This is a genomic window from Weizmannia sp. WK01, from assembly GCF_025905465.1.
Lineage (GTDB): Bacteria > Bacillota > Bacilli > Bacillales > Bacillaceae_C > Weizmannia > Weizmannia faecalis.
Map to the genome: position 1 here is coordinate 514993 of NZ_CP109616.1, position 20833 is coordinate 535825.

At 45.7% G+C, this 20833-nt stretch carries 17 protein-coding genes, 1 pseudogene and 1 riboswitch; of the genes and pseudogenes, 16 read left to right on the plus strand and 2 right to left on the minus strand.

Going from position 1 to position 20833, the window contains the following annotated elements; genetic code table 11:
• Positions 1–76 precede the first annotated feature (76 nt).
• Positions 77–1897: an APC family permease gene (locus tag OF158_RS02460; protein ID WP_035182606.1), complete on the plus strand. Its 1821-nt coding sequence runs from the start codon at positions 77–79 to the stop codon at positions 1895–1897.
• 174 nt (positions 1898–2071) lie between these two features.
• On the opposite strand, the gene OF158_RS02465 is transcribed toward OF158_RS02460, so the two are convergent.
• Complete coding sequence (locus tag OF158_RS02465; RefSeq protein ID WP_013858270.1) at positions 2072–2908, minus strand: undecaprenyl-diphosphate phosphatase; 837 nt, start codon at positions 2906–2908, stop codon at positions 2072–2074.
• A 174-nt stretch (positions 2909–3082) separates the two neighbouring features.
• Between OF158_RS02465 and OF158_RS02470 the strand changes: the two genes are divergently transcribed.
• The 9 genes from OF158_RS02470 to OF158_RS02510 all read left to right on the plus strand — a co-directional run bounded on the left by OF158_RS02470 (position 3083) and on the right by OF158_RS02510 (position 10670).
• Positions 3083–3268, plus strand: a complete 186-nt coding sequence (locus OF158_RS02470; RefSeq protein WP_017551739.1) for a twin-arginine translocase TatA/TatE family subunit — start codon at positions 3083–3085, stop codon at positions 3266–3268.
• 621 nt (positions 3269–3889) lie between these two features.
• Positions 3890–4915: an AI-2E family transporter gene (locus OF158_RS02475; RefSeq protein ID WP_035182604.1), complete on the plus strand. Its 1026-nt coding sequence runs from the start codon at positions 3890–3892 to the stop codon at positions 4913–4915.
• 312 nt (positions 4916–5227) lie between these two features.
• Positions 5228–5956, plus strand: coding sequence for an amino acid ABC transporter ATP-binding protein (locus OF158_RS02480; protein ID WP_026684940.1), 729 nt, complete (start codon positions 5228–5230; stop codon positions 5954–5956).
• A gap of 57 nt (positions 5957–6013) precedes the next feature.
• Positions 6014–6358 (plus strand): hypothetical protein, encoded by a 345-nt coding sequence (locus tag OF158_RS02485; RefSeq protein ID WP_048339801.1) that lies wholly within the window; start codon positions 6014–6016, stop codon positions 6356–6358.
• 395 nt (positions 6359–6753) lie between these two features.
• The gene (locus OF158_RS02490) at positions 6754–7569 is read left to right on the plus strand and encodes a transporter substrate-binding domain-containing protein (protein WP_014096261.1); all 816 of its coding nucleotides are present in this window, start codon (positions 6754–6756) and stop codon (positions 7567–7569) included.
• A 65-nt stretch (positions 7570–7634) separates the two neighbouring features.
• Complete coding sequence (locus tag OF158_RS02495) at positions 7635–8288, plus strand: amino acid ABC transporter permease (RefSeq protein WP_014096260.1); 654 nt, start codon at positions 7635–7637, stop codon at positions 8286–8288.
• A gap of 25 nt (positions 8289–8313) precedes the next feature.
• A complete protein-coding gene (locus tag OF158_RS02500; protein WP_035182602.1) occupies positions 8314–9021 on the plus strand; it encodes an amino acid ABC transporter permease in 708 nt (235 codons plus the stop codon).
• 174 nt (positions 9022–9195) lie between these two features.
• Positions 9196–9597 carry a GntR family transcriptional regulator gene (locus tag OF158_RS02505; protein WP_035182601.1) on the plus strand — a complete coding sequence of 134 codons (402 nt, stop codon included), beginning with the start codon at positions 9196–9198 and terminating at the stop codon, positions 9595–9597.
• Positions 9585–10670 carry a DUF1648 domain-containing protein gene (locus OF158_RS02510; RefSeq protein ID WP_035182599.1) on the plus strand — a complete coding sequence of 362 codons (1086 nt, stop codon included), beginning with the start codon at positions 9585–9587 and terminating at the stop codon, positions 10668–10670. The genes OF158_RS02505 and OF158_RS02510 overlap by 13 nt, the downstream gene beginning before the upstream one ends.
• Positions 10671–10713: 43 nt before the next feature.
• On the opposite strand, the gene OF158_RS02515 is transcribed toward OF158_RS02510, so the two are convergent.
• Complete coding sequence (locus tag OF158_RS02515; protein WP_014096256.1) at positions 10714–11037, minus strand: winged helix-turn-helix transcriptional regulator; 324 nt, start codon at positions 11035–11037, stop codon at positions 10714–10716.
• 358 nt (positions 11038–11395) lie between these two features.
• Here OF158_RS02515 and OF158_RS02520 point away from each other — a divergent pair, with 358 nt between their 5' ends.
• From OF158_RS02520 to OF158_RS02545, 6 genes and pseudogenes are all read left to right on the plus strand, one after another.
• The gene (locus tag OF158_RS02520; RefSeq protein ID WP_014096255.1) at positions 11396–11578 is read left to right on the plus strand and encodes a hypothetical protein; all 183 of its coding nucleotides are present in this window, start codon (positions 11396–11398) and stop codon (positions 11576–11578) included.
• A gap of 715 nt (positions 11579–12293) precedes the next feature.
• Entirely contained in the window at positions 12294–13568 is a 1275-nt protein-coding gene (locus OF158_RS02525) for a VTT domain-containing protein (RefSeq protein ID WP_014096254.1), read from the plus strand.
• Between the two features lie 31 nt (positions 13569–13599).
• A complete protein-coding gene (locus tag OF158_RS02530; RefSeq protein ID WP_026685193.1) occupies positions 13600–14199 on the plus strand; it encodes an undecaprenyl phosphate transporter UptA in 600 nt (199 codons plus the stop codon).
• Between the two features lie 840 nt (positions 14200–15039).
• Positions 15040–15999, plus strand: a complete 960-nt coding sequence (locus OF158_RS02535) for an LCP family protein (RefSeq protein ID WP_035182595.1) — start codon at positions 15040–15042, stop codon at positions 15997–15999.
• Positions 16000–16257: 258 nt separating this feature from the next.
• Positions 16258–17733, plus strand: a pseudogene (locus OF158_RS02540) (IS1182 family transposase); the annotation flags it as partial.
• A gap of 844 nt (positions 17734–18577) precedes the next feature.
• A riboswitch (SAM riboswitch) is annotated at positions 18578–18679 on the plus strand.
• Positions 18680–18746: 67 nt separating this feature from the next.
• On the plus strand, positions 18747–20582 hold the full coding sequence (locus tag OF158_RS02545; RefSeq protein WP_035182591.1) for a bifunctional homocysteine S-methyltransferase/methylenetetrahydrofolate reductase: 1836 nt from the start codon (positions 18747–18749) through the stop codon (positions 20580–20582).
• Positions 20583–20833: the final 251 nt, after the last annotated feature.

Sequence of the window (20833 nt, forward strand, 5' to 3'; positions counted from 1 at the left end):
ATAAATTCTCTTTGTGGTTTTTCTTATTTTTGGGGAAGCATTTTTGAAACACTGCAGATAAAAGGAGACAATTCAAATGTTCACCACGATAAAACGATTGTTAATTGGGAGACCGCTGCGTTCAAATGAACTCGAAGGCCAGAAGCTGACCAAGTTAAAAGCACTGGCCATTCTGTCATCCGACGCACTTTCATCTGTTGCATACGGGCCTGAACAGGTGCTGATTGTACTTGCCACAGTGGGGACGCTGGCATTTTGGTATTCTATTCCAATTACAGTCGGCATTTTAATTTTATTGGCTGCACTTATTTTATCTTATCGCCAGGTCATTTACTCTTATCCGCAAGGCGGCGGGGCATACCTTGTCTCGAAAGAAAATCTCGGCGTCACCCCCGGCCTTCTTGCAGGCGGATCCTTGCTGGTGGACTACATTTTAACGGTGGCCGTTTCCGTCTCAGCCGGAACAGATGCCATTACTTCCGCGTTTCAGAGCTTGCATCCGTACAGTGTGCAGATTGCGGTTTTTCTCGTTCTGATCATTACGATTTTGAATTTGCGCGGGCTGACGGAATCAGCCAATGTGCTCGCATACCCGGTTTACCTGTTCGTATTTGCATTGATTGTCATCATTGTTGTCGGTTTATTTAAAACCGTAACGGGGCAAGTTCCGCAAAACCTGCATCCGCATATCGGTACGCCGGTCGCCGGCATTTCACTGTTTCTTTTGCTAAAAGCTTTCTCATCCGGCTGTTCGGCATTGACAGGGGTCGAAGCCATTTCCAACGCGATCCCGAACTTTCGCGACCCGGCACCGAGAAACGCAGCCCGCACGCTTGCCATGATGGGTATCATTCTGGCATCGCTTTTAGCGGGCATCAGTTTTCTCGCATACTGGCTCGGCATTGCGCCGAAAGAAACAGAAACCGTTGTATCGCAAATGGCACACCGGACACTTGGCAACGGTGTTTTGTACTATTTCGTCCAGGCAACTACGGCTTTAATTCTCGTGCTTGCTGCGAACACCGGATTCTCTGCGTTCCCGCAGCTCGCTTTTAACTTGGCGAGGGACAAATTTATGCCGCGCATGTTCACGATCCGCGGTGACCGGCTTGGTTACTCAAACGGAATTATTTTTCTCGGCGTTGCTTCCATGATTTTAATTATCGCATTCCAGGGCAATACCGAGCGCCTCATTCCGTTGTACGCAGTCGGCGTGTTCATTCCGTTTACCCTTGCGCAATGCGGCATGATTGTGAAATGGGTCACTCAAAGACCGAGAGGCTGGGCCGGCAAAATGTCGGTCAACTTTGTCGGTGCCATTATTACATTTAGCGTCCTTGCGATTTTATTCATTACGAAATTCACGCAAGTATGGCCGGTTTTGATTTTCCTGCCGATCGTCATGTTTATTTTCCGGAAAGTGAACCGGCATTACGAGGCGGTCGGCGAGCAGTTGCGGATTAAAGGGGTGTTTCAGGAAGAAATCCACTCCAATGTGATCATTGTCCCGGTGGCCGGCATTACAACGGTCGTGGAACGGACGATTAATTATGCAAAATCGCTCTCGGATCAGGTCATAGCCGTTTATGTCGCTTTTGACCATGAAGACGAGAAGAGAATGGAAGAAAAATGGAAAGAGTGGGACTGTGGTGTCCGCCTTGTCACCCTGCACTCGTCTTACCGGAGCATTGTCCAGCCGCTTGCCAAATTTTTGGAAATTATCCAGCGGAAAGCAAAAGAAAACAAGTACCAGGTCATGGTACTCATTCCACAGTTCATTCCGAAAAAACGCTGGCAAAACATTTTGCACAACCAGTCCGCGCTCCTCATCCGGATGCGCCTTCTCTGGGAAAAAGACGTTGTCGTTGCAACAATGCCCTACCATTTTAAAAAATAACAAATCTGGATGCACCATTTTCACTGCAATACGGCTGTATCAAAAAAGGCTGCCCGCCACGCGTTCGGCAGCCTTTTTTGATGAGCAGAACAAATTACCGTAGACGCTTCGTTCAACATCAAACGCGGCAAAAGCCAAAATAAAAAAGCCGCGCAACGCCGCGCAGCCAAAATCTTATCGGTTCCAAATCAAAAGAAGCAAAACAATCGCCAAAAGGATGCGGTATATCGCAAACGGGACCAGCTTTACCTTGTTGATCAGTGCGAGGAAAAACTTGATCGCGATTAAGGCGAAAATAAACGCGCTGATGAATCCGGTAATAAAGAACGGAATCGTCTCAGGTGTTACGGCACCCCAATGCTTTACAAGCGAAAGAAAGCTCGCGCCAAACATGATCGGCACGGCCATAATAAACGTAAAGTCCGCTGCCGCACGGTGACTCATGCCAAGCAAGACGCCGCCTGAAATCGTGGAGCCGGAACGTGAAAAACCCGGCCACAGGGCAAGACATTGAAAAAGCCCAACCACAAACGCCTGTCTATATGTAATCTGGTCGACCGTCTCCGTCTTCGGCCGACGTGGGCGCGTGAGATCCGCTACAATCATCAAAATGGCTCCAACCACCAGGGCAACAAGTACCGTATTCACCGAAAACAGATGGGCATCAATATAGTCTTCAAACAAAAAGCCGAGCACAGCCGCCGGAACGAGCCCGGTAATCACATGCGTCAATCTCAGCCGTTCACCGTACATCTGCTCTCTCGTAATATTTTTCTTCAGGCCAAGCAAATTTAAAAATCTGTCCCAAAAAACCACAACCATCGCCATAATGGACCCAAGCTGGATCACCACTTTAAATACATTTGCCGCTTCAGTGCCATAAAGATGATTCGATTTCAAAATCAAGTCATCCACAATAATCATATGGCCCGTCGAAGAAACCGGGGCAAACTCTGTCAGCCCCTCCACAAGGCCGAGAATTGCGGCCACAAACAAATTCCACAAATGCAAAAACGTCACCTCCAGACTACATTATTCTACCATGGACACCGGCCAAAACGAATAAATTTTTTACGAACCCCGCCATGCTTAATCAGAAAATAAATTGAATTCAAGTGATTATAAGTTGAAAATGTTTACAATACACTATAAGATAAAGATAAAGAAGCCCGGGGAGGGGAAAAAATGCCTGGAAATCTCAGCTTTGGCGAAGTTCTCATTATTCTTGTTGTTGCCCTATTAATTTTCGGCCCGTCGAAACTCCCGCAGCTTGGAAGGGCAGCCGGCCAAACATTGCGCGAATTCAAAAAAGGCGTGCGTGACGCCATTGACGAAGAAGAAAAGCCGCAAGTGAAAAAAAGTAAATCATAACCATAGGCCGCTGTAAAACGCAGCGGCCCATTTTTTGCATGCACCCCGCCATTTTCCGAACGCTTTTCATGGTAAAACACCGAAAGACGACCGCCCTGACACCTTCACGAGCCGTCGTGTAAAAATACGACCAGCATACTGCCACTTTTCATCTCATTGCCAGTGCTGCAAAAAATGTCTGATCCTTTTTGCGAAAAACGCAGCAGCCAGTTTTTTATTCGCGCTGCCGTCATCCGAACATTTTTCACGGTAAAACACCGAAAGACGACCGCCCTGACACCTTCACGGGCCGAAAATGCAGCCGTAACGTCCTTCCCCGGGGACGGAATCAATTTTCCTGATCGTGCTATATAAGTTGAACCAAACATTAGTAGCCAGAAGCAATGTCTATCCTGATCGTAATTGATTTTGGTGCGAAAAACTTAGATTCATTTTATATAGCAGCGGGAACTGCGGGCTCCCCGTGGGCTGATTCATCTGTGTGGTATATTTCCTTTTATGGCAAGAAAAAATTTTACATATCCCTCGCCGACTAAATTACTTGAACCGGCTATAAATGTGTTAAGATAAGGGTAAAAAGAAAAATGGTTCCTTTGAATCGGAGGGGGCAATAACAATACAATGGAAGACCGGCTGTTTTCTTTATTTCAAAAACGGGGGGTCAGAAGGGTCCTTATCTTTGTGCTGCTCACACTTATCCTGTATTTTCTGCGCAGCATGATGGACCTGATGCTGCTCACCTTTATTTTTTCCTATCTTGTCAACAGACTACAAAAAATTGTGACAAGATGGTTTCCAATCAAACGCAGACTGGCTGTTTTAATCGTGTACATTTTGATTCTTGGCGGCCTCACATTCGGCGTGATCAAATATTTTCCGATCCTGGTCAATGAAATTACCCAGCTTGTTGTACAAATTTCCGATTTCTACACGAAACCCCAGCACAATGAAGTATTGAATTACATTGTAAAAAATATCCAGGAAAAGAAAATCGTCGACTACGCACAAAAAGGCGTTTCCATCCTGCTCGATTATTTTACAAGCATCAGCAAAGTCAGCATCCAGGTCTTCATGGCTATTATCCTGAGTTTGTTTTTCCTGCTTGAAAAAGAGCGGATTATCCGTTTTACAAAACAGTTTAAAACGAGCAAACTTGCAGCGTTTTACGATGAAATCGAATATTTCGGTGTCAAATTTGTAGGGACATTCGGGAAAGTGATCGAGGCCCAGTTCATTATCGCCGTTGTGAATTCCGTGCTTACCACGATCGGCCTCTGGATTCTCGGCTTTCCGCAGTTATTCGGGCTCGCCATTCTCATTTTTGCTCTCGGCCTTATCCCGGTCGCCGGCGTTTTCATCTCGCTCATTCCGCTCTGTATCATCGCTTACAGCATCGGCGGCGGAATGAAAGTACTGTATGTCCTCATTTTGATTGTCATCGTGCATGCCGTGGAAGCCTATGTGCTGAATCCGCAGCTGATGTCCTCAAAAACGAATATGCCTGTTTTTTACACTTTTCTCATTTTAATTTTTTGTGAGCATTTTTTCGGTCTGTGGGGGCTCATTCTTGGTATTCCCATTGTGATGTTCTTCCTTGATGTTCTTGAAGTTACCGGCCAAAGTACGGAGCCAAAGAAAAAAACATAATGTGTACAATACACCAGCCGTTCCAAAAGAGGTAAGCATTTTGGAACGGCTTTTTTCACAGATGAATTCCTTGCTAAACGCTTTCTGACATTGAATTCTCACCAGACTTTAGTCCTAGAGACCGCTTGGGTTTTTAATATTTTAAAAAAATAACTTTTCCCGGAAAATCCATCTTAAAAAACAGAAAAATACCTTCAATAAAAATATTGATGTTATCTGAATAGATTGATATACTCTAAAATAGGGAGTAATGGAAGGTTTCTAAATACTGGAAGCGCACACCAAAAAGATGAGCAGCCGGGAGGTGATGATGTGATTTCATTCCGTCATGTCAACAAATACTATGGTGATTTTCACGTTTTAAAAGATATTAACCTTGAAGTAAAAGAAGGGGAAGTCGTCGTTGTGATCGGGCCTTCCGGATCAGGGAAGAGTACAATGCTCCGCTGCATCAACCGTCTGGAAGACATCACGGACGGCGAGCTCTTCGTCCGCAATATGAAAGTCAATGACAAAAAAACCGATATCAACGATCTTCGCAAAAACATCGGCATGGTCTTCCAGCACTTCAATTTGTATCCGCATAGAACTGTCTTGCAAAATATCACGCTGGCGCCGATCAAAGTGCTGGGCCAAAGTAAGGAAGAAGCGGAAAAAAAGGCGATGCACTACTTGGAAAGGGTGGGCATTCCGGATAAAGCAAACGCCTACCCGTCACAGTTATCAGGCGGCCAGCAGCAACGTGTCGCAATTGCCAGGGGGCTGGCAATGGAGCCGGACATTATGCTGTTTGACGAACCGACATCTGCCTTGGATCCCGAGATGATCGGAGAAGTGCTCGACGTTATGAAAGCACTCGCAAAAGACGGTATGACGATGGTAGTTGTCACGCACGAAATGGGCTTTGCCCGCGAAGTGGCGGACCGCGTCCTTTTCATGGACCAGGGGAGAATCATTGAGGACAATACGCCGGAAGACTTTTTCAAAAACCCGCGTGAAGAACGCGCCCGCACCTTTTTAAACCGTGTGCTGAACCATTAACCACAGGCCATGGTACATACACTTGCAAAACATGTGTATCCGGGCAGGATGCTAAAAATGGAAGCAAACGACCGCGGCTATTGGGTACACGCATGTCGGCCGTCGATCGCCGGTATGCCGGTTACGAATGGTGGCCAAACATCCTGCATCACGCCCGGGCAGGATGCTAAAAATCGGGTGCAAACCATATGCGGTTATCAGGTCCATACATGGCGGCATCAATCGCTGGAAAGCCGGTTACGAATGGTGGCCAAACATCCTGCATCACGCCCGGGCAGGATGCTAAAAATCGGGTGCAAACCATATGCGGTTATCAGGTCCATACATGGCGGCATCAATCGCTGGAAAGCCGGTTACGAATGGTGGCCAAACATCCTGCATCACGCCCGGGCAGGATGCTAAAAATCGGGTGCAAACCATACGCGGTTATCAGGTCCATACATGGCGGCATCAATCGCCGGAAAGCCGGTTACGAATGGTGGCCAAATAACCTGTACCACGCGGGGCAGGATGCCAAAAATCGAAAGCAAACGATCCGCGGCTATCGGGTACACGTAAGGTGGCCGTCAATCGCCGGGAAAGCCGGTTCCAGTCGCAGTCATAAACCATTTGCATTTGCATATACATTCATATCCGGGGATGGTGCGCAATCATGGCCATAAGCCAAGGAATGGTAGGTGCCGGCCCGCGGGAATACCGTGCTACTCAAAGCAGTACCAGCATAAAACATTTATCATTGGGGACTTCCGCAAAGCGCTTGCTTTCGCGGTGACCATAAATAAAAAAGGGGGATTCAAATGGGAAAGGTCAAAAAATGGTTAGCAGCAGGATTGGTTTTCATTTTGGCAGCAGCACTGGTTGCAGGCTGCGGCAAATCAAAATCGACAGGCGGATCCGGTTCTGCAAGCGATGATCCGATCAAAAAAATCGAAGACAGAGGGAAATTGGTCGTTGGAGTCAAATATGATACATATCTATTTGGCTACAAAGACCCGAAAACCGGAAATGTGGAAGGCTTTGATGTAGACATTGCCAAAGCGATTTCCAAGAAAATTTTCGGTGACAAAGTCAAAGTCGAACTGAAAGAAGTCACATCGAAAACCCGGATTCCAATGCTGCAAAACGGCGATGTTGACATGGTTGTCGCTACCATGACGATTTCGCCGGATCGTAAAAAAGTGGTCGACTTCTCGGATGTTTATTTTGACGCCGGCCAGTCGCTCCTTGTGAAAAAAGGAAGCAAGATTAAGAGCGTCAAAGACTTGACGAAAGGCACAAAAGTCTTGACGGTAAAAGGTGCGACATCTGGTGACAACGTCAGAAAAGCCGCTCCGGATACAACCGTGTTAGAGTATGAAAACTATCAAGAAGCATTCACGGCTTTAAAATCCGGCAAAGGCGATGCACTGACAACCGACAACTCGATTCTGTACGGCATGGCCGCCCAAGACTCGAACTACCAGGTTGTAGGTGGCACTTTCACGAAAGAACCGTACGGCATTGCAATGAAAAAAGGCAATACGAAACTCGTAAAAGCCGTCAACAAAGCTTTGAAAGAACTGAAAGACAGCGGGGAATACGACAAAATCAAAAACAAATGGATCAAAGAATAAGGATAAGGGGTGGGCAAAATCGCCCATCCCTTTCTCCTGATTAAACCGCAAAGGAGTGAAACAGCGTGCTTGATTTTTCCATCCTCACCGACAATATCGACTTATACATGAAAGGTTTTGTCAATACGATCAAAATCAGCATCATCGGCCTTGTCGCCAGCTTCATTCTCGGCAACCTCATTGCCGTGTTCAGGCTGGCCCCCGTGAAACTGCTGAATTTTATCGGCGCAGTCTACGTTGAAGTCATCCGCAATATTCCGTTAATCCTGACCGGTTTCTTTTTCTATAACGGGCTCAGCTATTTTCATATTAATTTAAGCGGCTTTATCGCGGGCACCATAGCGCTCTCCATTTACACCGCCGCTTTTATTGCGGAAGCCGTTCGTGCCGGCATTCAATCGGTGGACAAAGGTCAGCTTGAAGCCGCACGGTCAACCGGTCTGACGTATACCCAGGCGATGCGTTACGTCGTCCTCCCGCAGGCGATCAAAATCGTCATTCCGCCGATCGGCAACCAATTCCTGAACCTGGTCAAAAACTCTTCGATCCTCGGTGTTTTTGCGGGACTCGACCTCATGTACTACGCCGATCTCATTCATGAAAAAACATGGATCACTTTTGATACGTATATTTTCGTCGGCATGTTTTATCTCATTCTGACGATCCCGCTCAGCCTGCTTGTCAACTATCTTGAACGCCGGCTGGCCAGAAGCAGTTGAATCATATTTAAAGGAGGGAAATGCGATGGATTTTGCCGGAGCTTATTCAAGTGGAAACCTGGCGTATTTGCTGAAGGGTTTTGCGGTGACATTGGAAGTGGCTTTTGTTGCAATCGTGTTGAGTTTTCTCATCGGCTGTATTCTCGGCATCTTGCGTTACGCCAAAATTCCAATTTTATCGCCAATCGTGGCACTTGTTGTGGAAATCACCCGGAACTTGCCACTGATTTTGATTATTTTCTTTACATATTTTGCCTTGCCTGAAGTCGGCATGAAAATGAGCGTCACGGCAGCAGCCATTTCGGCGCTGACGGTGTTCGAATCCTCGATGATTGCTGAAATTGTGCGCGGCGGCCTGAACGCCATCCCGAAAGGCCAGATCGAAGCTGCCCGTTCATCCGGCTTGAAATATATCCAAACCTTGTGGTACATCATCCTGCCGCAAGCTTTGAAAAAAATGATCCCGCCGCTTGTGAGCCAGTTCATCTCGCTTTTAAAAGATACGTCGCTTGCGATCATCATTGCACTGCCGGAACTGTTACACAATGCAAAAGGGATTTACAACGGGGAAGGCGGATCAAAATACATCATCCCGATTCTGCTCATGGCAGCTTTCATGTATTTTGTTGTCAACTACTTGCTTTCGATTCTCGCGCGCCGGCTCGAAAAGCGCCTCGACCCGGACCGTTCCGCTGCCAAACAGCTTGTGAACACAACAGAAAATTTGCTCTAGGGGAACCTGTCCTGAGGTTCCTTTTTTTTGCGCAGCTTTTCTCATGATAGAGATGTTTGCGATTGCTGATTTTCATTCGCAAAGTTGCAAAATAAATCAAATCCCCATTGCTTTTTTGTGCTAACTGTTATACAATATATATAACAAATAACCCAAATAAAAGAGATGATGTTCATGCTCATGAAAATCGACCTTGAATCGGATGTCCCTATTTACCAACAGCTGCACAACAGCATCATGGAAGGGATTGCGTCAAAAGAGCTGGCACCGGGCGATTCGCTTCCATCGGTAAGGGCGATGGCATCCGATCTCGGCGTCAACATGCACACGGTCAATAAAGCCTACCAAATCTTGAAGCAGGAAGGCTTTATCCAGATCCACCGGCAAAAAGGGGTTGTCATCCAGCCTGACCAGATGCCCCCGGCCGATGAACCATATCTTGAAAGCCTTACGGGAAAACTGCGCCCGCTCATCAGTGAAGCGATCTGCCGCGGCCTGGACGAAAAGCAATTTTTAAAAATATGCGAAAAGCTATACAACGACATTCAAAAGGTGGGAGAACAATGGAAACCATAATGGTATTAATCTTTTTCGGAATGGTTGCCGTCATGATGGCAGTAACACCGTACATTACAAGAAAAACGGAAAGTTTTGGGGTCACCATCCCAGAGGCAGCCTACCTGGATCCTGAACTGAAAAAACTGAGGAAACAATACGCCGCAGTCATTATTGTCTTCAGCATCCTTCTGGCAGCCGCCCTGTTCATAGCTGTAAGCACAAGCCAGTTGCTTCAAACTGGTTTCGCTCTCGCAGTCCTTGTTGACATTGCCGGTAATTTTCTCATCTATCTTTATTTTCACCGAAAAATGAAGGCAATCAAGAAGACGCGGAACTGGGCAGCCGGGAAAAAGCAGGCGATCATCGTCGACCCGAAATTCCGGAGCCAGAAACTCATTTTTTCCAACGCATGGTTTCTGATCCATGCAAGCGTGACAGCAGCCACTTTCCTGATGACATGGTTGTGCTACGGACGGATTCCGGACCGGATCGCCATGCATTATGATTTTAACGGTACACCGACAGACTGGGTGGAAAAATCGTACCGGACCGTGTTTGAACTGCCAACTGTCCAGCTGTTCTTGCTTATCCTGTTCATTTGGCTGAATACGATGATTGCAAAAAGCAAACAGCAGCTCAATGCCGAAAGACCGGAAGCCTCCCTCGAGCAAAATGTCCGTTTCCGGCGCAGATGGTCAGCATTTATGATCATTACAGGCTTGCTTATGATTTTACTATTTTTTGCCATTCAGCTTTCCTTTATTGTGCCGGTCCCGATTGCCTGGTTGTCGTACGGAGGCATGGGCGCGGTCCTGTTGATTGTGGCCGGGGCGGTTTTGCTCTCGGTTATCACCGGGCAGGGCGGCAGCCGCATCCGCGTAGGCAATGGTGCCGTTCAGGGCCGCTTCCAGTATGATGACGATGCGTATTGGAAACTCGGCGTTTTTTACTTCAATCGCAACGATCCTTCCTTATGGGTGGAAAAAAGGTTCGGGAGCGGCTGGACCCTTAACTTTGCGCACCCGGCAGGCTGGATCATCCTCGGGCTCATCATTCTGATTCCGCTTTTGCTTGGTGTTTTCTTTTCTTAAAAAACAAGGGGGCTGCTCCAAAGAATGGAAGCAACCCCTTTTATCATTCACTTTCAAGATCAACCCATTTGTCTGCCCAATTTTGCACTTCATCAAGGACCGGCTTGATCGCCTCGCCTTTTTCTGTCAACCGGTATTCGATCCGGACAGGGCTTTCCGGGTACACTTCCCGTACAAGGATGCCCTGGTCTTCCAGCTCCTTCAGCCGCTCCGAAAGCACCTTTTGGCTGATATGCGGGATAAGCTCCGCCATTTCGTTAAACCGCATCGGCCCATTAGAAAGGACACGGATAATCACGCCAACCCAGCGTTTTCCCAATAGCTGAAACGCCTTTTCGAAACGCGGACATAAACTTTGGTTTCCCATTTTTGTAACGCACCTTTCTCATCAACCCTGCATTCCGGGGCTATATCAACAAAAGCCTTTTTAACCATTATACATGAATTGTAAACTTACTAAAAGTAACTAGCTAACAATCTCTGTCCAGTGGAACTGCTGTGCTTCGCTGAAAAAGCTGGCAAACCCGTGACAGAAATGGCCCTAAAAAATCCCCAAATAAAGACGAAAAAATGAAAATGAGAGGAAATGCACAGTGAAACGGTGCTGCCCCCAAATAAAAAAGCGAAAAGGAAAATGCTCCGATGCGTCCTGGCTGGGTAAAGTTCTTCCAATCCATTGAATTTTCATATAAAATAAAGGGAGTAAAGAAAGGGAGGTTTTTAAGGTGAAAAAATTACTTTTCTATACAGCAGTAGGCTTTGCCGGCTACCAATACTTCAAATCAAAAGAAAACCGTGAAAAAGCGGCAGATGCCTTGAACAAGTTTTATGGAAACGTGGAAAAATGGCTCTCAAATTTTCAGCAATCAAATCGCAGCGGAAACAGGCAATCCGGCACACAAGCCTAAAGGCAGACAGTGATTGGGCGTAGTTACCATTGCGATTCAGTCAGGCGAATGCTTGAAATGATCTCCCACCTGCTCTTTGGCCATGAGGATGGGAGACTTCTTTCATAAATCCGTTAAAATGGACTTGATCATTCACGCCCTCTTCTAATCCCCGTTCACCCACAACTGTAAAATTTTCCCTGGGCCATCACAACAGGGAAGTCGTGAACCTTCCAAATCTCAAATAAAATTTACAGGTGTAAAAACCATACGGAGACGGGTGAAGTATCATGGCCGAAAGCGGGTAAAATAAATACTGAATCTTGAATGTTCCCTGGCAAAATACGGAAACCGAAACAATAAGCCTCATGTAAAAAACTCCCCAAAGCCTGGTGAATATATAAAATGAACCTAAATTTTTCGCGTTAAAATCAATTACGATGGCTACACATACAGAAGTAGGAATGTTTAGTTCAACTTATACAGCAGCCGAAAGCAGAAAACGTGATTCTTAACTTAACGAAAAACGGGTGCGGGAACACGCTGGGTCCGGGAAAGAAGCTGGTTTTAAACCTGGATGGTTCCCTGCAAAGTGCCTATCATAAAATTGACAAATATCAAGTTTTAACCTTTTTGACAAACCCATCCTCATGCCCGAAAATGGCTGTAAGAAGAGTGAACTTTATGCAAACAAAAGCGGTCGTTTTTATTGACGCCGTTTAAGAGAGGGATACAAATGTCAGTGACATCATACGTCGATCAATATGGATATATTGTGCTGCTTTTGGCACTTTTGCTCGAAATGATTGCAGTTCCGCTTCCAGGCGAAGTGCTGATGAGCTATGCCGGTTATATGGTGCACCAGGGGCAGCTCAACTGGATCTTGAGCATTCTCATTGCCGCCACCGGTACATCTGTCGGCATGACAACGGCCTATTTTATCGGGCAGCGGCTCGGCGGCCCGTTTTTACATAAATACGGCCATTTTATCCATCTCGGCCCGTCCCAGCTTGAAAAAACATCGCGCTGGTTTAATAAATATGGGAATAAATTGCTTATCGTCGCGTATTTTATACCAGGTGTCCGCCACATCACCGGCTATTTTTCCGGAATTACGAAACTGCCATTCCGGTCATTTGCCACTTTTGCCTATTCCGGCGCTTTGATTTGGACAAGCACGTTTATTTCCCTCGGGAAGCTGCTTGGCCCGCAGTGGGAGCAGTTTCACGAAGCGGTCAAAAAATATCTCGTCATAGGCGGTATTGTAAGCGCCGGTTTAATCATCGCGTATTATGTGTTCCGCTATTTCCATAAGCAGATTTTCTGGGCGATGATGGCGGTGCTCCGGCGCGTTTTCATGATTTTCCGCAGCCGGGTCCGCGCCGAGTTTGTGATCATCGGCACCACGCTGGTGACATTGTTTTTGATTGTGTTAATGATCACAATGATTCAAAACCTTTTCAGCGAAGATTTCAGTGACTTTAACGAGGTGACCTCTTTAATCGTATCGCTTTTGTTCAAACACCATTGGGCAGGCGTCATGAAAGGGATGCTGGCGCTCAGCTCGCGGCAGGCGCTCATTCTCGTCATGGTGTTGACGGTTCTTTGGATCATTTGGAAAGGCAAAGATCGCACGCACGAATTTTTGATTATGCTGCTTGTTACAATCGGCGGGGAACTGTATCAAAATGTGCTGCATGAAGTGTTCCACCGGATGTCGGAAACGGAAATTCCGACGTTTTCCCACTTTGTCTTCTCATTTCCGAGCGACCAGGCGATGATGATTCTGATCATTTACGGCTATTTTACATATCTCGTTGTCCGGCACGCTGAGATGTTTTGGGTCCATACGTTTATGGATGTACTTCTTTTAGCTGTTCTGTTGTTCGCAGCTGTCAGCCATATTTATTTCGGCCTTGAAATCCCGAGCAACATTGCGGGCGGTTACGTATTCGGCGGCGTCTGGCTTGGCTTAAATATTTTATTGCTGGAAATTTTCCGTATGATATGATGGATAAGAAAGCAAATGTTGGAGGGGAAACATGTTCTCAGACTTTGTCACACAAATTTTAACAGCACTCGCTGATCTGGGTTACTTCGGTGTTGCGATCGGGCTTGCGATTGAGATTATCCCGAGCGAGATTGTCCTTGCCTATGCCGGCTATTTAATTTCCCGGGGAGAGATCAATTATTTCGGCGCCATTGCAGCGGGCACACTTGGCATTTTGATTGCCCAACTGATTTTATACTGGATCGGTGCATACGGTGGGCGCCCGTTCTTGCTAAAGTACGGCAAATATTTGCTGATTCACGAAAGGCATCTCGATGTCGCGGAAGAATGGTTCAACAAGTACGGCGCCGGTGTTATTTTTACGGGCCGATTCATCCCGGTCATCCGCCAGGCCATTTCGATCCCGGCCGGCATTGCCAAAATGTCGTATTTCAAGTTCATTTTTTTCACGCTGCTTGCGACCATTCCGTGGGCGGTGCTGTTTATCTTTCTCGGTGAACGTCTCGCATCAAACTGGGCACAAATTGATGACGTCGCGGCTCCTTATGTCAAGCCGGTGACCATTATCGCGATCGTTATCATTGTGCTTTATATCGCTTACTCGATGTACCGCAAGAAAAAAAAAGCCTGACCCTCTATTTAGGGGGCCGGGCTTTTTCCATAGATGAGGGAAGAATGGAAACAGTGCGGTTCGGATCCCAAGAGCGGCTAACTCCCACCAAATCAAAGATATAGGTTAGCTGCTATAATTGTTCAAAATCCTTAACCAAAAAAACCGCCTGCACAAAGCAGACGGCGAAAAAGGGGGTTAACATGGATGAAAAAGCAAGCCGGATTTTCATCTTGCCTGATTACAAGAAAAAGGATAACGCAGGAAGCTTAAAACAATCTTAACAGGCCGAAATTTTGAAAAAGAGGCATGTTTATCTGCTATGGCCGAAAAAAACCGCCTGCACAAAGCAGACGGCCAAAAAAGGGGGTTAACATGGATGAAAAAGCAAGCCGGATTTTCATCTTGCTTGATTACAAGAAAAAGGATAACGCAGGAAGCTTAAAACAACCTTAACAGGCCGAAATTCCGAAAAGAGGCAGGCTTGCCCACTATGCCCAGAAAAAAACCGCCTGCACAAGGGCGGCCTAAAAAAGGGGGCATATAAAAAAGTAGGTTGTAAGCTCTCTTGCAAAGAAAAGGATACCTGCCGAAACTTAAAAAATGCTTAAAACCTCCGCGTCTCTGGCCATAAAAAAACGCCTGCACAAAGCAGACGAACCAACAAAAGCTCTTACCTGATGACAAACATCAATATACCGCTGGAAAATAAAAAACGCCTTAACTTTGCATGAAAGTTATGTGAAATTCCCCACAAATTATGATCTCGACAAAAATAACAAAATTTCATCAAAATTTTCGTGACAAATTGCCGCTTTTAGATAATAATAATGAAGACAGACTACTAAAACGAGGGATTCTATGGAGTCAAGAGTAGCGAAAAAAAAGAAAAAACGGTCAAGAGTCCGCTGGCGCAGAGTGTTCCTTATGCTCTTTTTACTGCTCATCGTCGCCGGCGCGGGTTACACAGCCTATCAATACTACGCTGGCGTTCATCAGACAGACCCGAATGATGCCTTAAATATGGACAATCTGGAATTTAACGGTAAAAAGGATGCAAATGGCCGCACCAATATTCTCCTTCTCGGAATTGATCGGCGCGGGCAAGAAGATTCAAGAACCGATACCATCATGATTGCCCAATATGACCCGAAGAATAACCAGGTGAAGCTCATTTCGATTATGCGTGACATTTATGCCGAAATTCCGGGGTATAGAAACTATAAAATTAACACAGCCTACTATCTTGGCAATCTGAAGAATCAAAAAAAGGGTGTTGAATTGCTGCGTCAAACACTCAAAACCAATTTTGACATTGATGTGCAATATTATGCACTTGTCGATTTCCAAGGTTTTGTTAAAATTGTCGATACCCTGGCGCCTCAAGGCATTGAAATGAACGTGGAACATAAAATGTCGGAAAACATCGGCTTGACGCTTTATCCTGGAAAACAGCTGATGCATGGGAAACAATTGCTCGCCTACGCACGATTCAGACATGACGCGCAAGGCGACTTTGGCCGGGTTGCCCGCCAGCAAAAAGTGCTTAAAGCGCTCCAATCTGAAGTTTTCAGCGTGAACGGTATCGCCAAAGCGCCGAAACTGCTTGGAACCATTCAGCCGTATATTGCCACCAATATGAGCAAAATGAACATTCTTGCGCTCGCCAAAGACGCCGTCGGAGGCAACCTCAAGGTAAAAACAATGACCGTACCGGTTGCCGGCACCTATACCAATGTCAGCTATCCGGGCGTCGGCGCCGCACTCGAAGTGGACAAAGAAAAAAATATAGAAGCCATCAAACAGTTTTTGGATGAATAACAGGGGCCGGTTCCGGCTCTTTTTTTTGTTGCAGACAGAAAGCCGTACCGGGAGCAAATTGTCCTTTTGGAGGGTTCAAAAAGACAAAAGAAAGCCGGACTAGGAGCAAATTGTCTTTTTGAAGGGTTCGGGACCACTGAAAAAGTCAATCTGAAAATTCAAAATAATTATATGTACAATAAATTGAAAAAAAATGCCCCCAGTATTTGGTATAATAAAGTTATACTACAAACCAAAACCAAACTGGGGGTATCTATCATGCTTAAAGAAAAAGATAATCAATTAAGCATCTATTCCATATTATACGATAAAATTCCTGAAAATCATACACTTAAATTATTAAGAGATGAAGTGGATTTTAGTTTTATCAATAAAATGCTTGAAAAAACTTACTGTAAAGAATATGGAAGGCCAGCAAAAGAGCCCGAACTTATGGTTAAAATCTTGGTGTTACAAAAACTCTATGACTTATCTGATGAGAAAGTTATAGAAAATTGCTCATTAAACCTTGCATATATGTATTTTTTAGGAATCAATCCGGAAGACGACCTCCCTCACCCAAGTCTTTTGGCAAAATTTCGTAAAAGTAGATTAGAAGGCAATCTCACTATAGATGAAATTATTATTGAAATCATAAACCAATGCATTGAAAAAGGAATTTTACAAAAGGTTTCTGGTATAACGATTGATTCCACTCATACAGAAGCCAACACCAAAAAATATAGACCGGAACGAGTCATGAAACAATTAGCGAAAAAAATCTTTAAAACCGTTAAAGAAGAAAACGGAGAAATACCAAGTGAAATCAACCAAGAAATCCCTGATTATAAAGAAATAGAAAACCATGATGAAGCTAGAAAAACAATGAAGTCCTATCTTGAAGAAACGGTATCAAAGGTAGAAGAACTAGTTGAACTGGAGAAAGCACCTGAAACAAAAGCACTCGTTAATAATGCGAAAGAAATTTTAGCAGACCCGAAGTTTATGGAGCAAAAAGGGGTACGATCGATTGTCGACCAAGAAGCGAGAATAGGGTATAAAAGCAAAAATGATCCTTTCTTTGGTTATAAAACGGAATTTATGATGACAACAGAAGATCGAATGATTACAGCTGTTCATACTGGTAATGGAGCTTATGTGGATGGAACGAAGTTTGATGAATTATTAGAGTTAACCAAGAAAACGAGAATAAAAATGCCAGAAGTATATGGTGATAAAGCCTATTTTAAAAAGCCAATCTTAGACAAAATCTCTGAACTTAAAGCAAAGGCATACATCCCTGTAAGTGAAGCTGCATATCGCATAGACGAAGAAAGATTCAGTTATAACAAAGATTCTGACGAGTGGTTCTGTAGTCAAGGAAACAAAACAATCAAAAAGAAACACTATATAAGAAAATGTGGAAAAGAAACGTATAATTACTATTTTGACAGAGAACAATGTAGAAATTGCCCAATGCGAGAAGTTTGCATAACCGGAAAAACAGTCGGAAAAGTATTAGGGATCGGAATCAACACCCCAGAATTTTATGAGTATAGTCAACAACAGAAATCGGAGGGATTTAAAGAGAAGTATAAAAAAAGAGCATGCCAAGAAGGGAAAAATGGCGAAATGAAGAATTTCCACGGGTTAGATCGTGCCAAATGGTACGGTCTAAAAAGCATGGGCTTACAAGCCAAGCTAACAGCCTTGGCAGTAAATTTAAAGAGGATAGCCGCCATACTATCCTCTAAAAAGGCGAATTATAGCCAAACATTTGTCATTTTTACTAATTTCTATGGTAAAGAGTACCATTTACAGAAAATTTCTTACACTACACAGCAAATTTTACATAAAAAAATGGCTTTTTTCAGTGGTCACGAAGGGTTCAAAAAGACAAAAGAGAGCCGTACCGGGAGCAAATTGTCCTTTTGGAGAGCTCTAAAAGACAAAAGAAAGCCGGACCAGGAGCAAATTGTCCTTTTGGAGAGCTCAAAAAGACAAAAGAGAGCTGGACCAGGAGCAAATTGTCCTTTTGGAGAGCTCAAAAAGACAAAAGAGAGTCGGATCAGGGGCGAATTGTCCTTTTGGAGGGCTCAAAAAGACAAAAGAAAGCCGGACCAAGAGCAAATTGTCTTTTTGAAGGGTTCAAAAAGAAAAAAGAGAGCCGTACCGGGAGCAAATTGTCTTTTTGGAGAGCTCAAAAAGACAAAAGAAAGCCGGACCAAGAGCAAATTGTCCTTTTGAAGGGCTCAAAAAGACAAAAGAAAGCCGGACCAAGAGCAAATTGTCTTTTTGAAGGGCCCAAAAAGACAAAAGAAAGCCGGACCAGGAGCAAATTGTCTTTTTGGAGAGTTCAAAAAGACAAAAGAAAGCCGTACCGGGAGCAAATTGTCTTTTTGGAGAGCTCAAAAAGACAAAAGAGAGTCGGACCAAGAGCAAATTGTCCTTTTGGAGGGCTCAAAAAGGCAAAAGAAAGCCAATTAGACAAAAGGGACGAAACCGCATCCAATATGAATTTCAATTTCCCCCTTGTCATGTCACCCGGCAAAGTGTAAAGTATAAATAAGTCAAAATTTTAAGTACGTTCAATCGAATAGCCTTATCAAGAGAGGCGGAGGGACTTGGCCCGATGAAACCTCAGCAACCAGCCCATAAGGCACGGTGCTAAATCCAACAGGTATACCTGAAAAGATAAGGAGAATGTTGTCATCTTGCCTCCTTTTCTGGGAGGCTTTTTTCATATCATTCAAAGGGAGTGTAAAAATTTGGACCTTCTCGAAACGTTAAAAAACCGCATCCTTGTTGCGGACGGGGCAATGGGGACACTGCTATATGCATACGGCGCCGACACATGTTATGAGTCATTCAACCTGACCCATCCGGAAGACATCCACGCGATCCACCGCGCCTATATCGAAGCAGGCGCATCGGTCATCCAGACAAACACGTACAGCGCCAACTATATCAAGCTAGCACAGTATGTCCTGGAAGAAAAAGTAAAAGACATCAACAAAGCGGCCGTCCGGATTGCAAAAGAAGCGGCAAACCGTGATACATTTATACTCGGCACGGTCGGCGGCATCCGCGGACAACGCAAAACCGAAGCAACACTTGCCGAAATCAAGCGTACGTTCCGCGAGCAGATTTTTCACCTCCTGAACGAAGGAGTTGATGCCCTGCTTTTGGAAACGTATTTTGACGCGGAAGAACTGTATACGGTCGTAGACATTGCGAAAAAAGAAGCGGATGTCCCGGTCATCGCCCAGTTCTCGCTTATCGAACCGGGCGTGCTCCAAAACGGAACCCCGGTCCGCGACGCGTTCAAGGAACTTGAAAACCGCGGCGCCGATGTGACCGGCCTGAACTGCCGGCTCGGCCCGCACCACATGATCCAGGCGTTCGAAGAAATCCCGATACCGAAGCGTGCCTTTTTGTCCGCATACCCGAATGCGAGTCTTTTAGATTACGAGGAAGGCAGGTTCACGTTCACGAATAACGCCGATTATTTTAAAACATGCGCCGAAAAACTGGTCGAACAGGGTGTACGCCTGATCGGCGGCTGCTGCGGCACGACGCCGGCTCACGTCAAAGCAATCGCAGAAGGGGTGCAGGGGCTTTTACCTGTCACAGAAAAAACGGTCCGCCCACCGAAAATCGAGATCGCGGCCGCCCCGGCGCAGCACGAACCACCGTTGCATGAAATCGTAAAAAAACGGCGTTCCGTCATTGTCGAATTGGACACACCGAAAACGTTGAACACGGCCCGCTTTTTTGAGGGGGCAAAAGCGCTGCAGGCATCCGGCATTGATGCCCTCACAATGGCCGACAACTCGCTTGCAAGCCCGCGCATCAGCAACACAGCGATTGCTTCAATTTTAAAAGAGAAACATGGCATCCGGCCGCTTGTTCATATTACATGCCGTGATCGTAATTTGATCGGGCTGCAGTCGCACTTAATGGGCCTTGCTGCGCTCGGGATTGACCAGGTGCTTGCCATCACGGGGGATCCGACAAAAATCGGCGACTTCCCGGGAGCGACGAGCGTATACGATTTGTCATCCATGGAACTGATCGCAATGATCAAGCAATTCAATGATGGCATCTCCCATTCCGGCAAATCGCTTCACAGGAAAACGAATTTTTCCGTCGCGGCTGCATTTAACCCGAACGTCCGCAATCTTGATAAAACGGTCGGGAGGTTGGAGCGCAAAATCCGCTACGGTGCCGATTATTTTATCACCCAGCCTGTGTTCAGCACGGAAAAAATCGAGCAAATCCATGAAGCAACGAAGCATTTGGACGCGCCGATCTATCTTGGCATTATGCCGCTTACCAGCTACCGGAACGCGGTCTTTCTGCACAATGAAGTGCCGGGCATCAAACTGACGGATGAAATTTTGGCGGCGATGGAAAAAACAAATGGCGACCCTGCGAAAGCACGTGAAGAAAGCCTTGCGATCAGCCGTACCCTGATCGACGCGGCCCTCGGCTATTTCAACGGCATTTACTTAATTACGCCGCTCGAACGCTACGAACTGACGGTGGAATGCACGCGCTATATCCACGAAAAAACAGCAGTGCAAGGCGCAGGCATTGTCTGAGACTGCAACGAAAAGAGTACAGGCGGATTCATTAAAGTGAAACTTTGATAGCACTGTCCAATTGCAAGATTAAGAAAAGAGCTCAAGAAGGCAAAACGAAACCTTGGCCGGCTTCAGCCCCTGCGAGATGCATGCACTTTAAACTCAATCAAAAGTGGCACCGGCGCCGCCAGCATCGGAACGCGACCCAGCCAGGTACCAAATGTTACCGTACGTCGCAATCTCAATATCAAACGTACAGCCAAAGGGGG

What these genes read in the sequence shown, in the direction of transcription:
- OF158_RS02460 (WP_035182606.1), top strand. Translation starts at nt 77, where the DNA reads ATGTTCACCACGATAAAACGATTGTTAATTGGGAGACCGCTGCGTTCA.
- OF158_RS02470 (WP_017551739.1), top strand. Translation starts at nt 3,083, where the DNA reads ATGCCTGGAAATCTCAGCTTTGGCGAAGTTCTCATTATTCTTGTTGTT.
- OF158_RS02475 (WP_035182604.1), top strand. Translation starts at nt 3,890, where the DNA reads ATGGAAGACCGGCTGTTTTCTTTATTTCAAAAACGGGGGGTCAGAAGG.
- OF158_RS02485 (WP_048339801.1), top strand. Translation starts at nt 6,014, where the DNA reads ATGGAAGCAAACGACCGCGGCTATTGGGTACACGCATGTCGGCCGTCG.
- OF158_RS02490 (WP_014096261.1), top strand. Translation starts at nt 6,754, where the DNA reads ATGGGAAAGGTCAAAAAATGGTTAGCAGCAGGATTGGTTTTCATTTTG.
- OF158_RS02500 (WP_035182602.1), top strand. Translation starts at nt 8,314, where the DNA reads ATGGATTTTGCCGGAGCTTATTCAAGTGGAAACCTGGCGTATTTGCTG.
- OF158_RS02505 (WP_035182601.1), top strand. Translation starts at nt 9,196, where the DNA reads ATGCTCATGAAAATCGACCTTGAATCGGATGTCCCTATTTACCAACAG.
- OF158_RS02510 (WP_035182599.1), top strand. Translation starts at nt 9,585, where the DNA reads ATGGAAACCATAATGGTATTAATCTTTTTCGGAATGGTTGCCGTCATG.
- OF158_RS02515 (WP_014096256.1), bottom strand. Translation starts at nt 11,037, where the DNA reads ATGGGAAACCAAAGTTTATGTCCGCGTTTCGAAAAGGCGTTTCAGCTA.
- OF158_RS02525 (WP_014096254.1), top strand. Translation starts at nt 12,294, where the DNA reads ATGTCAGTGACATCATACGTCGATCAATATGGATATATTGTGCTGCTT.
- OF158_RS02530 (WP_026685193.1), top strand. Translation starts at nt 13,600, where the DNA reads ATGTTCTCAGACTTTGTCACACAAATTTTAACAGCACTCGCTGATCTG.
- OF158_RS02535 (WP_035182595.1), top strand. Translation starts at nt 15,040, where the DNA reads ATGGAGTCAAGAGTAGCGAAAAAAAAGAAAAAACGGTCAAGAGTCCGC.